At 58.7% G+C, this 14,939-nt stretch carries 18 protein-coding genes; 8 read left to right on the top strand and 10 right to left on the bottom strand.

What is annotated here, in order from left to right:
* Positions 1-13 precede the first annotated feature (13 nt).
* Both GGI60_RS24200 and GGI60_RS24195 read left to right on the top strand, forming a co-directional pair.
* A complete protein-coding gene (locus GGI60_RS24200; protein WP_183918946.1) occupies positions 14-490 on the top strand; it encodes a hypothetical protein in 477 nt (158 codons plus the stop codon).
* A 29-nt stretch (positions 491-519) separates the two neighbouring features.
* Complete coding sequence (locus tag GGI60_RS24195; RefSeq protein WP_183918947.1) at positions 520-873, top strand: hypothetical protein; 354 nt, start codon at positions 520-522, stop codon at positions 871-873.
* A gap of 21 nt (positions 874-894) precedes the next feature.
* On the opposite strand, the gene GGI60_RS24190 is transcribed toward GGI60_RS24195, so the two are convergent.
* The 5 genes from GGI60_RS24190 to GGI60_RS24170 all read right to left on the bottom strand — a co-directional run bounded on the left by GGI60_RS24190 (position 895) and on the right by GGI60_RS24170 (position 5,577).
* A complete protein-coding gene (locus GGI60_RS24190) occupies positions 895-1,791 on the bottom strand; it encodes a GGDEF domain-containing protein (RefSeq protein ID WP_183918948.1) in 897 nt (298 codons plus the stop codon).
* 129 nt (positions 1,792-1,920) lie between these two features.
* The gene (locus tag GGI60_RS24185) at positions 1,921-2,415 is read right to left on the bottom strand and encodes a GNAT family N-acetyltransferase (RefSeq protein WP_183918949.1); all 495 of its coding nucleotides are present in this window, start codon (positions 2,413-2,415) and stop codon (positions 1,921-1,923) included.
* Positions 2,412-2,657, bottom strand: a complete 246-nt coding sequence (locus GGI60_RS24180; RefSeq protein ID WP_183919068.1) for a DUF1778 domain-containing protein — start codon at positions 2,655-2,657, stop codon at positions 2,412-2,414. Before GGI60_RS24180 ends, GGI60_RS24185 begins: the two co-directional genes overlap by 4 nt.
* 152 nt (positions 2,658-2,809) lie before the next feature.
* Positions 2,810-4,927, bottom strand: coding sequence for a carboxy terminal-processing peptidase (locus tag GGI60_RS24175; protein ID WP_183918950.1), 2,118 nt, complete (start codon positions 4,925-4,927; stop codon positions 2,810-2,812).
* Positions 4,928-5,331: 404 nt separating this feature from the next.
* Positions 5,332-5,577, bottom strand: a complete 246-nt coding sequence (locus GGI60_RS24170) for a hypothetical protein (RefSeq protein WP_183918951.1) — start codon at positions 5,575-5,577, stop codon at positions 5,332-5,334.
* 730 nt (positions 5,578-6,307) lie between these two features.
* On the opposite strand from GGI60_RS24170, the gene GGI60_RS24165 reads away from it, so the two are divergent.
* The 3 genes from GGI60_RS24165 (at position 6,308) to GGI60_RS24155 (ending at position 7,946) form a co-directional block, all read left to right on the top strand.
* Complete coding sequence (locus GGI60_RS24165; protein WP_183918952.1) at positions 6,308-7,081, top strand: hypothetical protein; 774 nt, start codon at positions 6,308-6,310, stop codon at positions 7,079-7,081.
* A gap of 293 nt (positions 7,082-7,374) precedes the next feature.
* Positions 7,375-7,641, top strand: coding sequence for a DUF1488 domain-containing protein (locus tag GGI60_RS24160; protein WP_096477657.1), 267 nt, complete (start codon positions 7,375-7,377; stop codon positions 7,639-7,641).
* Positions 7,642-7,679: 38 nt separating this feature from the next.
* Positions 7,680-7,946, top strand: coding sequence for a BON domain-containing protein (locus GGI60_RS24155; RefSeq protein ID WP_096477656.1), 267 nt, complete (start codon positions 7,680-7,682; stop codon positions 7,944-7,946).
* 106 nt (positions 7,947-8,052) lie between these two features.
* On the opposite strand, the gene GGI60_RS24150 is transcribed toward GGI60_RS24155, so the two are convergent.
* Positions 8,053-8,376, bottom strand: a complete 324-nt coding sequence (locus GGI60_RS24150; RefSeq protein WP_183918953.1) for an ATPase inhibitor subunit zeta — start codon at positions 8,374-8,376, stop codon at positions 8,053-8,055.
* Complete coding sequence (locus GGI60_RS24145) at positions 8,373-8,663, bottom strand: hypothetical protein (protein WP_096477654.1); 291 nt, start codon at positions 8,661-8,663, stop codon at positions 8,373-8,375. The genes GGI60_RS24150 and GGI60_RS24145 overlap by 4 nt, the downstream gene beginning before the upstream one ends.
* Positions 8,664-9,114: 451 nt before the next feature.
* Between GGI60_RS24145 and GGI60_RS24140 the strand changes: the two genes are divergently transcribed.
* Entirely contained in the window at positions 9,115-9,480 is a 366-nt protein-coding gene (locus GGI60_RS24140) for a hypothetical protein (RefSeq protein WP_096477653.1), read from the top strand.
* Positions 9,481-9,525: 45 nt separating this feature from the next.
* On the opposite strand, the gene GGI60_RS24135 is transcribed toward GGI60_RS24140, so the two are convergent.
* The gene (locus GGI60_RS24135; RefSeq protein WP_096477652.1) at positions 9,526-9,741 is read right to left on the bottom strand and encodes a hypothetical protein; all 216 of its coding nucleotides are present in this window, start codon (positions 9,739-9,741) and stop codon (positions 9,526-9,528) included.
* Between the two features lie 942 nt (positions 9,742-10,683).
* Here GGI60_RS24135 and GGI60_RS24130 point away from each other — a divergent pair.
* Together GGI60_RS24130 and GGI60_RS24125 are read left to right on the top strand one after the other, a co-directional pair.
* A complete protein-coding gene (locus tag GGI60_RS24130) occupies positions 10,684-10,992 on the top strand; it encodes a hypothetical protein (protein ID WP_096477649.1) in 309 nt (102 codons plus the stop codon).
* A gap of 345 nt (positions 10,993-11,337) precedes the next feature.
* A complete protein-coding gene (locus tag GGI60_RS24125; RefSeq protein ID WP_183918954.1) occupies positions 11,338-11,649 on the top strand; it encodes a hypothetical protein in 312 nt (103 codons plus the stop codon).
* Between the two features lie 58 nt (positions 11,650-11,707).
* Here GGI60_RS24125 and GGI60_RS24120 read toward each other — a convergent pair whose 3' ends face one another.
* Positions 11,708-12,571, bottom strand: coding sequence for an NmrA family NAD(P)-binding protein (locus GGI60_RS24120; RefSeq protein WP_183918955.1), 864 nt, complete (start codon positions 12,569-12,571; stop codon positions 11,708-11,710).
* A 150-nt stretch (positions 12,572-12,721) separates the two neighbouring features.
* Entirely contained in the window at positions 12,722-14,683 is a 1,962-nt protein-coding gene (locus GGI60_RS24115) for an elongation factor G (protein ID WP_183918956.1), read from the bottom strand.
* Positions 14,684-14,939 lie beyond the last annotated feature (256 nt).

Raw genomic sequence — 14,939 nt, 5'->3', positions numbered from 1 at the left:
ACGGGAGGCATCGATGATAGACGACAGCGTTCCAGCACCGCCTGGACCCCGCTATATCGCGGATGAGATCATACTCTATGGCATAGACTTGAATGACGCCAGGGGCGTCGCCCATCTGGATGTTGGGCTTGTCAATAATGCAGAGCTGCAAGTAAAACTGGATGCTGGAATAGTAACCGGCTACACAGTGCTTGCTTATGGCTACGCCTTCGAAGGCCACTGCTACAGGCTGGATTCAACCCGCATTTTTATTATTACGGGTCCGATTGCGGAGAAGGCAGTGGGCTGCTGCTTTGACGACGAGTTGCGTAAGCTGGGTTACAAAATGTGGCGGATCACCGCATCTGAACAAATCCTCGAAATTTCAACGGCCTTTGGCAATGCAAGGACCCTCATCCTGGAATCGCAGTTGCCCGGTAAGAGATCTCCTAGTTCCTACGCCATCACCTTGAGGATGGCGCATCGCAATGGTCGCCTCACAAACGAGTAGATTGGTTCTACAGCAAGGGGAGCGTAACTATGCCATATAAAGTTGGTATTTACTTTGCTAAAGCCTACGCATCGATCACAGTGAAAGACTGGCTTAGCGATAGCATCTGCATGGATATTCTGACGGATACAGAACTCAAGTACGTTGTAGTAAAAAAGTCGGCCACTTTCCAAGTGTTGATCGGACAGAAAAACAACGTAGGTGAGGTCATAATCGATGAAGCGGTGGCAGGTGCCACTCCTATACCTACCAGCTACAAAATTCCAGCTGAGCTCGATGCGACCGGAACAATCACCTTCCCTAAGCCAGCCGCCGTATCGCAAAGCGATATCGGCAAGCTTACCGAAGAGATCGAGGCCATAAAACAGCGGATTGGTCCATAGCCAATTCTACGGATCTCTGGATTAAGCCGCCCGCACCCTATCGCGGCCGCTCAGCTTGGCGTCATAGAGCGCCTGGTCGGCGCGCCGGTAAAGCTCCGAGGCGGTGTCGGACGGCAGACTGGCGGCGATGCCGGCGGAGCAGGTGTAGCTGAAGTCGGGCGAGTCGGCGAGCGGCCGGGAAAAGCGGATCACCGTCAGCATGCGCTCGACCATGGCCAAGGCATCTTCCGGGCTCGTCGACGGCATGACGAGCAGGAATTCTTCGCCGCCGACCCGGCCGAAACAATCGTTGCGGCGAACATTCTGATGAATGCGATGGGCGAAATCACGCAGCACGAGATCGCCGGCGTGGTGGCCGAGCCGATCATTGATGCGCTTGAAATTGTCGATGTCGAAGACGGCGAGGCAGCCGCTGCCTCCAGTCCGGGCGGCCGCCAGCATGTCGTCGACGCGGGCCATGACGAAGCGGCGGTTGGCGACGCCAGTGAGTTCGTCTGTATAGGACGCCTTGATCGCCTGATCGCGATCCTGGCGGACTGTCCTGCCCTGCGCTCTCAACCGGGTGATGTCGCTGGCAATGCATAACATCCAACCATTCTGCTGCACCGCCTCGGTCATCCACAGCCAGCGGCCGTCGCACAAATCGGTCTCGAAGGCGCGATAGCCGATCTTGCCGCGGCGCGACTGGGTCGAGCGCAGCCACGCCTCAAAATCATCGGTCCGCAGGACGGTGCCCCGGCCGAGTTCGAAATTGCGCCGCATGAGATCGGGCCAGAGCGGCGTCTCATCGGGCTCGATGAAATAGGCCGAACGAAAGGCGCTGTTGGCATATTGCAGCCGGTCATCCCCATCATAGACCGCAATCAGCGTTTCGGTCTGTGCAGAAAGATTGAGAAGCTGTTCGACGTGTGCGTCCATACCGTACCCTGTCTGGTTGTCCTGGCATGACATGGCGCAGAAATCCTATGAGGAAAGGGCCGGCTGCGGCAAGCAAAGGCGCCTCCCGTGATTACGGAAACGTCAACAAACAGCGCGCCGCCGCCGGCTTCACCGCAGCGCGCTGTTGAGATCATGCAATCCGACCATCAGCATCATGGGATCGGATGGCGACGGCAGGAAGCCGACCGCCTCATAGAAGGCGCGCGCGTCGTCGGAAATCGCATGCACTAGCAGACCGCGAATTCCGAGAATTTCTGCGGCGTTGACCAGGCGCAGGCCCGCATCGCGCACCAATGCCCTGCCGATACCGCGCCCCTGGAGGGATTGATCGATGGCGAGGCGGCCAAGCACGGCAACCGGGACAGGGTCGGGCATGTTCCGCCGAAAACGGCCGGGCGCTTCCGGCTGCCGCACGGCTCCAGAGGCGAGCGCATAATAGGCGACGACCCGGTTTCCCTCGCAGACGACGAAGGTGCGCGACGCGCCGCCCGCCTGATTGGCGCGGGCGCGGCGACGCAGCCATTCGTCCAGTTCAGGCACGCCGGAATTGAATTCGGCCAGCTCGTGATGATCGGCCAAAGGCGCCGGAGGGCTGAGAGTCACGCTTCATCCCATGGCGCTCTGGTCGACATCGTCCGTTTCAGGCGCTCGTTGGGCTCAGCCGGCGCATCAAGGCGGGCAAGATATTCGGCATAGATCTCGGGGCTGACCGTGAATACGGTCCGGTCGAGCAGCACTTCCTCAGCCCGGCGCTCCGAAGCCTCCAGCATGAAATCCGTGCGCGTCTTGCCAAGCAACTCGGCGGCGCGGTCAATCAGATTGCGGGTCGCAGGCTTGATGCGCATATTCAGCGGTACGCTTGCCTCAGGACCTTTGTTCGTGGACGAAGCGGACACGGAAAACTCCTATGTGGAGCTTTACAAATAGCGTAACGACACCATCTTTACAAGCATCGCAAAGATATCGCCGTTACGCTATCCCTCGCGCGGCGCGGACCCTATTTTCCCTTGGGCTTTCCCGTTTGTGTCGTCGCTGCCTTGACGCCGCCCTGCTGCAAATCCGCCTGGTCGCCAACAATGGCGGCCGCCTCGTCGAGCAGGACGTCTTTGGCCTTCTTGCGGGCGTTTTCCATGGCGATATCGGCGCTCAGGCTACGCTCGTCCGACTGCAGGCCGTCATCGCCGGTCGGATCCTCGCCGTCGCTCGCCTCGGCCCGGTCCTTGAACCGCTTCTCGCGGGCCGCCGCTTCCTTGCGGCGCTCGGCTTCATTCAGCGACACGACGCCTTTTTCGCGCTGCGCCTTCAGCTCGGCAATGTCCTCGATCAGACGCTGGAAATCCGGATCGCTCTTGACCCGCGCGTCATGACGGCTATGCAGGGCCGGCAGCAGAGCCGTGACATCGTCTTCCGGGGTATATTTCGCCGGCTTGATCTCTGCCCAAGGCAGGGCATTGTCATAGCTCGTCTCGCCGAAGCTCGTCGGATCGGACAAGCCCGGCAAGCTGATATCAGGGGTGACGCCGCGCAGCTGCGTCGTGCCGCCATTGACCCGGAAGAACTGCGAAATCGTCACCTTCAGCTCGCCGAGCTCGGGCTTGCTGTTGTGAACTACCTCGTCGAGATCGACGACCGTCTGCACCGTACCCTTGCCAAAGCTCGGTTCGCCGATGATGACGCCGCGCCCGTAATCCTGGATGGCGGCGGCAAAAATTTCCGAAGCCGAAGCCGAGCCGCGATTGATCAGCACGCCCATCGGGCCTGTCCAGGCGGGGGCTGCAAACTCGGCGCTCTTCACCGCGATCTTGCCATTGCTGGCGCGCTGCTGGACGACCGGGCCCTTGCCGATGAAGAGGCCGGTGAGATCGATCGCCTCGTCCAACGAGCCACCGCCATTGTTGCGCAGATCGATGAGGACGCCGTCGACATTCTCCTGGCTCAGTTCATCGAGCAGCTTGGCGACGTCGCGGCTGGCGCTCTTATAATCCTTGTCGCCCTTGTTCTTGGCTTCGAAATCCTCATAGAAAACCGGCAGGGTGATGATGCCGATCTTGCGGGTGGCTTCGCCCGCCTTGACTGAGAGTACCGTCTTCTTGGCGGCCTGCTTGTCGAGACTGATCTTATCGCGCACCAGGCTGACGACCCGATGCGTGGCATCGGCGCCGGCATCGGCCGGCAGTATATCCAGGCGTACGACGGAGCCTTTCTTGCCGCGGATCATCTGCACGACTTCATCGAGGCGCGTGCCCACCACTTCCTTGATCGGCCCGTCCTTGCCCTGGCCGACGCCGGTGATCCGGTCGCCGACGGCAAGCTTGCCGGAGAGCTGCGCCGGCCCGCCGGGCACGAGCTCACGGATCGTTGTGTAATCGTCGCGCTCCTGCAGCACCGCGCCGATACCGAACAGCGACAGCTTCATCGAGACATTGAAATCGGCCGAAGCGGCCGCTCCGAAATAATCCGTGTGCGGATCGATCGCGTTTGAATAGGCGTCCATGAACGACTGGAAGACATCGTCGCTCTTGAACTTGTAGGCGCGCTCGAGCGTGTTTTCATAACGCTTGTCGAGCGTTTCGCGAATGGCGGCATCGGTCTTGCCGCCGAGTTTCAGCCGCAGCCAGTCGCTCTTGACGCGCTTGCGCCAAAGCTCGTCGCTCTCGGCTTCTGACTGCGGCCATGGCGCCTTCTCGCGCAGCACCGCATAATCTTCCTTCACGCTGAAATCGAACCCTTGCTTCAGCAGGCTGCGCGCATAGGTCATGCGATCGGCAACGCGCTGCTCATAAGCATTGAAGATCGCAAACGGGATTGTCAGATCCTTCCGTTCGATCGCATCGTCGATCTTGCTGCGGTCCGCCATGAACTTGTCGATATCGGCCTGCAGGAAGAGCATGCGGTCGGGATCCAGTGACTTGATGAACCCATCCATCACCCTCGCCGACAAGGCGTCATCGAGCGCAACCGGCTTGTAGCTGTAGCGCGACAGAAACTGCGCGCTCAACAAAGCCGCATCCGCCTGCCGCTCCAGCGGCTTCAAAACAGGCGGCGGTGCAACTTCAGCATATGCGGACGGCGCAATTGCAAGAAATGCACCAAGAAAAACGTAGGCTATGCGCATTCAGCGTGGATCCAATTCTTATGCGTGCTTTGTCGATGGGTGATTTAGGTGGCGCAATTATGGTTTTTTGGCAAGCGGGGAGCAAATGGGTGTGTCTAGGGAGCCATTTTAGTATTCGGCCGGGAGGCCATGAACCGGAACGAGTCGTCCAGGACTAACGACCCCGTTATTACGGGTTCTGCTGTAATAAATTCGTAGGCTAGCCTGGAAATTTTTACCTGTTTGCAATGATGGATATGTTGAAAAACCTGCGCGAGGCCGCTGTCGAAGCAGCAAGCTGGTGTCGTTCCGGAATGCCGCAAAACCAGCTGGCCTTCGAAGCTGGAAACGCCAAGAGCGAACACAACCTGAGTTAATAATACTCGCCTCTTGTTCGCGCCGCAGCTCGCATTGGCACCACCGCCTCACGACTTCCGGCGCGTCAGCGGATATGCCTCGGCTTCATAGAGTTTGCGCATCTGCAAACCATCGAAGCGCGCCTCCTCGACTTCGAGCACGGATCCTCGAAGGAGCGAGGCCGGCATGTCCTCGATCGCAAAGCGAAGGGCTTCGGCGACGGAATCGAACCTTATGTAACCGAGCCTGCTTTTTCTGTTGATTGTCTTGCACGGGTAAAGCCCCGCGCCGGCACTATAGTCAAAAACGGTCATAACCTAATCCTTGCGATTGGAGCGATTGTCGAGGACAGTTTGATCATCACCGTCCTGTCTGCGGTATCATGGGAAAACACAAGTCAGGCCAACCGTTCCGACAGAAGCTGCTGCATCTTGGCGTATGTCTCGCCTCCAAACCGCTGCAGCCAGTATGGTGAAGTTCGAAACGTTCGCAGAATCAGGATTTGCCAAGCAACCGACGCGGCCGGGATCAGGTAGCCGAAAGGCTGAAAACGTGCAGTTTATATAAGGGTTTGATCAGCCTCTTTCAACGCACCACATGAATCGCAAAACCTTGCTTGCCAAAGGCGGAAATGAAGTCCAGGGTGCGATATCGGCTGCAACTGGTCAGGGCGCTGCCGCCTGAGGGACATGTGCGCGCCCTAGCCCCGACAAGAGGAGGACGCGATGACGTCCCGATCCTCACATGCCTGCTTCCTGCTTTATTTCCAGAAAATGCTCCTGAACGCCAACGGCGAAAGCAAGCACAATCCGGGCAATCGGGAAGTCCATAGAGCCTTTCCGATGGTTCGCAAGAGACGGCAACTTCATGGCTCGTCACTTGTCGGTCATGAGATACGGCCGACGCCCATTTTTCCTCAGAAAGCTCCCGAGAAAAAGCCAAGGCTCTGGTAGCACCGTATCTGTCTTTCCCTCTTTAACCATCAGCGTTGTATCTCGGAATCCGGACCTGGAGATTGCAGATGCAGGCCCTTGGAGACAACTCATGCGCCAATCATATTACAGGGCGCTGGCCCTCACGATGACCGTCCTCCTGCAATCTGCATCGGGGCTCAGCTCCTCGGCGTTCGGCCAGACCGCAAGGCCGGTGCCTGAAAATGCCCAGGCAAGCCGATACGGCTCCGGCTGGGAATGCAATCGTGGTTTTCGAAGGCGGGATGACACCTGCTTCGAGGTGCAGCCTCCAGCCAACGCGTTTCTGACGAACTCCTCCTTTGGCAATGGCTGGGATTGCCATTACGGCTTTCTCGAGAAGGGGGACCAGTGCCTCACCGTCCAAATCCCGACCAATGCATATCTCGACCCATCTTCCGGCGACCGCTGGAAATGCCTGCGTGGTTACCGTCAAACCAATGTGGGTTGCGACCTTATTAAAGTCCCGGAGAAAGCATTCCTGTCCGATAACACCACAGAATCCGGCTGGGAATGCGAAAGAGGTTATCGCGCGACACAACAAGCATGCCTCAAGCTCGAACTCCCTGCCCGCGCCTATCTGACAACCGGCGGAAATGAGTGGAGGTGCGATAGAGGCTTTGAAAAGAAGGATCAGGCGTGTGCCGCCGTCCAGGTTCCGGAGAATGCCATCTTCGTCGACACGTCCCACGGGCAAAAATGGAAATGCGACCGAGGCTTCGAGATGACGAGCAATCAATGCCTGCAGGTCAAGCTTCCCGAAAACGCACATCTTAACTCGGCGGGCAACGGCTGGGACTGCAATCGTCCGTACCAGCTTCGCAGTGGTGCCTGCATGAGCGATTAAAGAGCAGCGGAAGTCCCTGTCCGGCGCCTCCCACGCTCTCGGCAGATTCTGGCCACCCGGCCCCTACATTGCAATTCGAATGCCGCGCCCTATATTTCTAGAGGAGCGGAACTGCGAAGTGCAGCCGTTCGCGGGAATTCGGGCGACCCGAGGATGATGGTGTGCATCCGTAGCACACCGGCAGTTTGAGCAGCCTTGCCGCGCCTCAGGCGAGACCGGCTACTTCGTCCCCAACAACATGTTCTTGCTACAGTCCTAATGCATGGCATTAATGACCATCCGGGAGAGAATGCGTGACACTGACCTTTCCCAATAAAAGCCGCAGTTTTGATGAGAGCCGGAATGCGGTCCGCTTCTCCGGTTATGACGGCATGTTCGAAGTGCGGTTTTTGGTCGAAGCTAACGCCTTGCGGACCGCGAGCCAGCCCGGCCGCTCCGAGGACGAGTGCCTGAGAGCCTTCGACATGGCGCGCGAGATCATTCTGGAAGCGGCGACCCATGCCTACGGCCGCAGCGGCAAAGACCGATATACCCTGACGGCGCAGGATATACGCCGGTAGACTTTTACACCCGGAAAGGCCGTGCAGGAGCCGAACCCATGTCAGTCGACAGAAAACACCTCAGTGTCGCGGGCCGCGTGGCGACCCGCTGTCCCGACCAGGGCGATCTTGAATCGGCCGTCTACAGCGCGCTCGCCCATGCCGGCGATCTCGACCCCAGCTATATCTTCGTCACCGCGCACGGCCGCGACATCACGCTGGCCGGATGGGTGCATTTGAAAGCGGAGGTGTCACGGGCCGAGGAGATTACACTGAGAACCAACGGCGTGCGCAAGGTTCACAATGAACTGTCGCCGGATTTATGAGGCAAGTCCGTCCGGCACTATTTCCATGGCGCGGCTGCGTCGTATTCCGGCCCGGCCGCTAGCCAAACCCGGGACAGCTTTCGCCAGCGGCAGATGGATCTCCCGATCATAAAGAGGGTTGCCGGGCGATATCCTGCGTGGCGGCAACGCTCAAAGTCTTCATGCGCTCCCGCAAGGCTCTTTCATCGAGATCATTTCCGGTCGAGCGCAAATCTGCAAGGATTTTGGCAATCACGGCTTCATCGTCAGCCCCTGACATCCTGAGATCGACGATCTCTCCGACATAGGCTTTGACATCGGCAGCGCCTGTTATGCCGCAGACCCAGACCGCCAGTAGACGGTCGCGGCGCGATCGCACCTTGAAGGCCATTTCCGAGTTCAGGAAATAGATCTCCTCCAGCGCTTTCTCACGGTTTTCGATGGCGTTCATCGGGACAGCTCCTGCGTCGCATTCGTCGCCGCCAAGAGATCAGCGAGCGCCGTCGGCTCGATCCGGACGATCCTGCGCAAGCGGTTGCCCTGCGCAATCGACGGCAGATGAATGTAGGTTGCGGTGCGGCGGTAGGCAAGCCACGACAGGCCTTCGATCCGCTCCTCATCCTGCGCGATCTTGTAATCGCCGGCCGGATGCACCTCACCAACAAGATCGGGAAGCGCGAAAGGGGCGGAGAAGTGAACGATGGTGTCCGTCGTGCGTGTGGAGGATAGGTCGGACATGGTGACAGCTCCAGTTGAAGGCGGTTAGCCAAGGCCCGCTAATACTTCCTAAAGGGCATTGGCATGGCGATCGGAATTCGGAGCGATGATGGTGTTCAACTCTTTGACACGGACGAGAACCACAGGGCCAAACGACGACAGGGGACTCTTACGCCCCAATTGCGTCACAACTGGGACAAAATCCTAAAATGAAGGTTTTATTTAGACTCGATTGGTCAAGTTTAAAATATTATTGGTAGAAAATCTAAATTAAACTAGCCATCCAATAGAGCCTTATTCGCCTTTTTCTTGCGCTATTTTCATGAAATACAAGATACCGCAATTCAAAAGATCGGATTTTGCAGAAATATACACTACCTTCGCCCGCCTGCTCGACAAGCAGGAAGTCGGCCGCGAAAGCGCGTCCCGCGCGAACGGCAGGCTCATGACTTCATGAAAAAGAGGCCTTCAAATGTCGAGACATAACAACGCCAAGCCCCCTACCGCAAGTGACCGAAACGACTTCGGCGCTAACGGCAAGCGTCCGGACGGCAATCCCTCCGCGAAGGAATTGATCGCCCATGCCGTCGCCGCACGCACCGACCTCGCCGTGCCGTCCGAGGAAGCGCGCGCAGTTGACGAACTGCGTGAAGCAAAGAACCCGCGGCATCGGTTCACAAAGCGCCGAAGCCCTGAGGCCGAAGATAAGAGTCTTGCTGTCCGGGATCTTCCTACAATGGGTGAACTCGAGCAGGCGCGGACCGATCACAGCAGGAAGATCGCCACCCGGGAATCCGAGAGGCGTGCCGAGGAGCGTGACGAAAAAGCTGGTGAGTGAACAAGGATTAGACCCGCCGACCGCCCCCCGTGGGCGGCGGCTGGCTCAGCGCTCCAATCGGATCGACGCCTGAATCAGATCCTGATGGAAGCAGTGGTTGCGCAAATCCTCTGTCAACTTGACCAGCCTTTCCCTGGCCAGCCCGGCAGGCTCGCCTCGCGCCAGCATTCCGTCGATCAGGCCCTGCTGAGCGCAAATCATCTGCCGGTCGACAATCACTTGCCGGCGCGCGAGTTCCAGGTCCTTCGGAGAATAGGTCATAAGAGACTATATCACACAGGCGGCGAAAGTAGGATTCAATTCGGGGCCGCCCGGTATTATCGCGGCCGTCAACTTGTTGTCGTCGCCGAACGAGCTAAGACAGAGCCCGAGCCTCTCGCCCCGTGACCGAGTGGCCCCGGGACGGAAAATTATAGAGGCGCCTTGCACAGCGTTCGTCGCTTTTGCCTTGGATAAAGCGCAATGGAGGCGCATATTCGCATATCGGCAGCCAATGAAACGGGCGCTGCCGATCAAAGGGTGGCTCCCTTCGCCCCAATCAAAGGAGGACAAGATGTCTTCCACCTTCAAGCACTCTTCCCATACCGTGGCTTACGGCGACTTCTTATTCAGGGCTTCCATCCTGGCGAGCTTCGCCGTCATCATTAGTTTAATTTTGAGAGGATGGTTATGGTAGTAATCATCACGACTGGAACTGCTGCGAAACGCGACGAGAATTGGCGGCTGCGGTCCATCCTCAAGCGAGCGGACTATGCGACGACAGATCTCGTTGCTTCGGAAAATGGCGACCATCACGAAGAGGTGATGGTGATTAGACGCATCAGGGCGGCGACGATCCCGGCGCCCACCTACCCCTCTTCGAGGCGGCGGAAGCTGCATGCCGATCCTGAGGCTTTGGCATCATGGGAAAACGAAGGAGGCGCCACGCGAGCTGTGCACCCGCCTGCGGACAAGAAAAATTGATGACGCCGCGGGCGATTCAGCGAGGAACGTCTTTTGGCGCGGTGACTATCGAACCGGGAAACGATGATTGCGAGAATAACTACATTCGAACGCATAAGCCTGACCGCTTCCTGCTACCCCGGAATATTTAGTTTGCCAGCCGCATTGATTAGGCGCAGGATGCATCTTCAGTAGCTGTTTCTCAGGGCGCTACTGCGTGGAGGTCGGTTGTCCCTTCGCCCCAAATTGAAGGAGGACAGCATGTCTTCCAATCTCAACATCTCCGTGCGGACCTCTGACCTGGCTGTATTGCAAGGCGTCCTCGACGACGCCGGATACGATTCCACAAGTAGCCTCGCAGATCCGAAATATTACAACATCGCGGTCAAATTGCTGTTCAATCTCTATAATGATGGAATGACCTCGCCCGCCGCCCTTTCCATCGAACTCAGCCGGCACTTTGGAAAAACACCACTGTCCTCGAAATCATCCGCGGAGTTCGAAAAAAATCGCAAGCGGGTACAGGGGATCCGATCAGCCGTTGTGGTTAAGTCGCCCACCGGCGCTTGAACAGACGCGTGGTGAGTTACTAATTCGACGAAGCCATTGCCACCCGGATGGCAGGTGCATGTCGGAGCAGTTCGAACAGCTGGACGAGCTTCTCATCGCCCTTGGCGCAAGCGTCGGCGGCGCAGGAAGTCATCGACTCTCCGCGCATGAACTACCTGCAACTCAGTGACACGGCGTCGGAATGCCCCCGGCAGATGTATCTGCTGCTTTGATATATCATCGGGGTCGCCCGGCAGAGCGGCCAAGCCGTTCACTCGATCCCCTTTGCTGCACTTGCCGAACCATAAATGGGCGACAGTGCGCCGGGAAGCGGCACAATAATGGGCACCATCAGAGGAGGCTGGAATGCCAGAAGCACCAAAAGAATTCGCAGCGAGCGCAAACGGAGACAAATGGTATCTCGCTCATACCGAAACCGCGGACCAGCATATCGTGATCCATCACGCCAACGACGCCTCCGGCGGCACGGAGACGAGATGGCCGATTTCGAGCTTCCTGGAGCACTTCGGCGATCATCCGCAAGGTCAGGCCCTTCGCGAGGCACTGCGCGATGCCGGATCTGCTGAACAGGAAGCACCAAGCGAACATACGCCCGTTGCGCAGAAACCGGTGATTTCTTTCCCTTGGTCTCGCAATATGGACCGCCTTAAGGATTGAGTCAGCAATCACTCACCTCAAAGGATAGCCCCACGGGCTGGCGGCGGTGGTGGCGCAATTATGGTATTTTAGCCGCGACGAGCTTGCCTATGTAGGTCTGGAGCGAGATCGATCCTCGAATTGGATCCTCGGGATATTCGGGACCGTCAGCCGTGAGAGCCGTCATCCTTGCATATGATCGAGCCGCCGCGTCGGAGAGGCCCAAGCTGCGGTATGCGTCTTCCCAGGTTTCACGCGGGATCACGTCGACGCGAACCGCCCGGCCGAGTGCGGCAGCGAAGGCTGCGGCGACATCATTGGGGGAGTTCCGTTCCGGCCCCTCTACGGGGTATACGCCGATCTGTTCGATCGGCGCCTGCAGGAGCCGCGCCGCCACCCTTCCCAGATCCTCCGGCGCGACCATCGGGAGCTTGAGGTCGGCAGGGAGCATGGTCGATAGCACCCCGTCCCTCATGACAGACTCCAACATCCTATCCCAATTGCTGTAGTAGTAGGCTGCACGGATGATACTGGCAGGAATCGGCTGGCTCCTCAGGCCCACTTCCAGTTCGTAAAGGACGTTGAGATCGCCGGATTCCTTGCCCGGCTGGGCGCCCAAGGTTGATTGCGCCACGACCTTCTCCAGTCCGGACCCTTCGATCGCCTCAAGCAGGCAGCGCACAGTCTCGCGTTCCTCCCGATCCGTATCGCTCGAAATGTCAGCGTTCGGGTTCAGTAGGAAGGCCCGCTTCCCGCGGCGGAACACCTCACGCAGCGAGGCTACGTCGTGGACGTCGGCGACGGCCACCTCCGCGCCCCGCCGTTGCCATCCGCCGGCCTTCTCACGGTCTCGCGTGACGATGGTAACGGCCTCGCCCTCATCGAGCAGTGTCTGCGCCACGACGGAACCGACGTGGCCCGTCCCGCCAACAACGATGTACATTAGCCAGTCTCCAGCAATGAGGCGCATAACGTTTCGCCCCCTTCGAAGGTTCCTTGCTCAATTCACCGACACCGATTCCCGACTGCCTTGCCGCTCTTGAACTCGGTTCGATCCGACCGTGCTTGAGCGCCTTGAAATGGCGCCAACGTTTCAGTGGGCGGTGCCTGCTTTCTCCTTTGCCTTCACAATGGCGTCCGCTTCCTTGCCGTATAGTTCCTCGAAGTGATCGAAGGTCTTGGAAAAATAACCAATGCCCTGCGTCGCCGAGCGCAGCGCCCGCGCCAGATCTTCAAGTGCGCCGCCCGGAACGAGCGCCCGGAAGATGTCCCATCCCTTGGCGGTTTCATCACGGTCGAAGCCGAGAACCTGACCGTTGAGAGCAGCGACGATCTGGACAAGGCTGCCTGAATAGACCGACGGGATGTGGAACTCGGTGCGGAAGACCGGCTGCATCAAGACGGGCGATCCTTCAGAAAGCGCCTGTCGCACCCCCATTTTCGACGCAGTCCGGAAGGCGTGTTCTGAACTGTCGACGGCATGGTGCTGACCATCCAACAGCGTTACGCCGACATCGATGACTTCGAAGCCTAGCGGTCCTTTCTCCATCGCTTCGCGCGCCCCCGCTTCGACGGCGGGGAAGTAATTGCGCGGAACGGCGCCGCCCTTGACGGTTTCGCCAAAGGTGAAGCCCTGGCCGCGCTCGTTGGGGTGAATGCTCAACTTCACATCCGCGAATTGCCCGGCACCGCCGGTCTGTTTGCGATGGCGGTAATGAACCTCCGATGGTTTCGCGATCGTCTCTCGGTAGATCGGGCTTGGCGTTCGGTCGGTCACCGTGATGTGAAAGACTTCCGCCAGCGTTCGGCAGAGATCACGCAGATGCACCGGTCCTTGGGCGCGGACGAGTTGAGCGCCCGTGCCTTCCTCCTGCAAGACTTTCAGACCGCGATCCGTCTCGGACAGTTTCGCTAGCGTTTCGGAAAGTTTGTTTTCATCGCGCTCGCTGCCCGGAACCAGGATCCTTTCAAGCATCGGCGTCGGCGGTTCCGTCCACTCAGGCGGGGCGACCACCGCGCCGGAGGCTAACAGCGAAGGGACGGGCAGATGGTCGGACTTGACCGCCGCGAAGACATCTCCCGGCGCAGGCAGAACCGCCGAATTGGACCGCCCGTTTGCGAGATTTTGGACGGCGCCGAGGCTGGAGCCGCCGAGCGATGCGCCTTGCCGCAGTCCCTCGCCAAGTGCGCGCACGAGCACCGTCTTGCCAACATTCTGGCGATGATAGGCATGGAAGCTCACGGCCACCAGCTTGCCTTCATCGACAGTTCCCGCATGAGCGAGACGCTGCCTGAGAATCCCGACCGGCGGCGACTCGTGGCGCAGCGCTTTCATCAGCCTCATCATGCCGTTGCCGTGACTTGCAGCACCGATGAGGACCGGGATAATTCTGTTTTCCCTGAGAACCCGTGATGAAATGGCATAGAGCGCGTCGCTGGATGGCTCGCGGTCCTCGATCAGTTCCTCGAGAAGCCAGTCATCAAATTCGGACAGGTGTTCCAGGAGCTCGGTGCGCGCTTCGTGCTCGCGTTCGGCAGTGCTTTCGGGGATTGCGATAAGCGCCGAAGGCTGGCCTTCCCGGTAGCGCCACGCCCGCTCCGAAATCAGATCGCAACTGCCAATGATCCTGTCTCCCTCGCGGATCGGGATCTGGCGAAGCAAAAGGGTGTGGCTGGCGTAGTCTTGAAGCGCGGCGATCACGTCCCTCAACCGCCCTCTCGGTTCGTCCATCCGGTTGACGAAGAGGATGCAAGGCGTCCCCGAGGCCTCGATTATCCTGAGATAGGGCGCGGCGAGCACAGCCTCCTCGGGTGCCGATGAAACGCACAATATGCAGGCGTCGCTGGCAAGAAGCGCGTGCTGCGCATGCGCCAACGCTTCGTTGGGTCCTGGCGCATCCAGTGCACACCACGCCTCGTTTCCGAAGGTGAACTCTGTGAGGTTCAATCCGTAAGGGGAGCTGGATTTTCTCGGCGTCCCCTCCAGCGAGCCGAGCTTTTCCACGACTGTCGATTTTCCGGTCTGCGAAGGTCCAAGCACGGTAAAGCAGCGCATCGGCATTCCTCCAACTGCCAAAACACAATTTTCAGCCATCATAGGATGCCCTGAACCGCTGCAAGGCGCCAGAGGTGTTCGGTTTGACAACGCTTTTGACCTGATTGGCGGCAACGCCTCCCGATAAGTAATGCCTATCGAAACTCAACGATATTGGATTTGGACTTCCCGCACGTCGTAACTAGCACCTATCGGAGGATAGGATTGCTCAATATGCAGGCCGCCGCGCCGATAGACGTTTCGTATGACAAGAAAT

This window comes from Rhizobium lentis (assembly GCF_014200175.1).
GTDB lineage: Bacteria > Pseudomonadota > Alphaproteobacteria > Rhizobiales > Rhizobiaceae > Rhizobium > Rhizobium mulingense.
The sequence above is the reverse complement of the archived record's forward strand: the minus strand, read 5'-3'. Positions and strand labels throughout refer to the sequence as shown.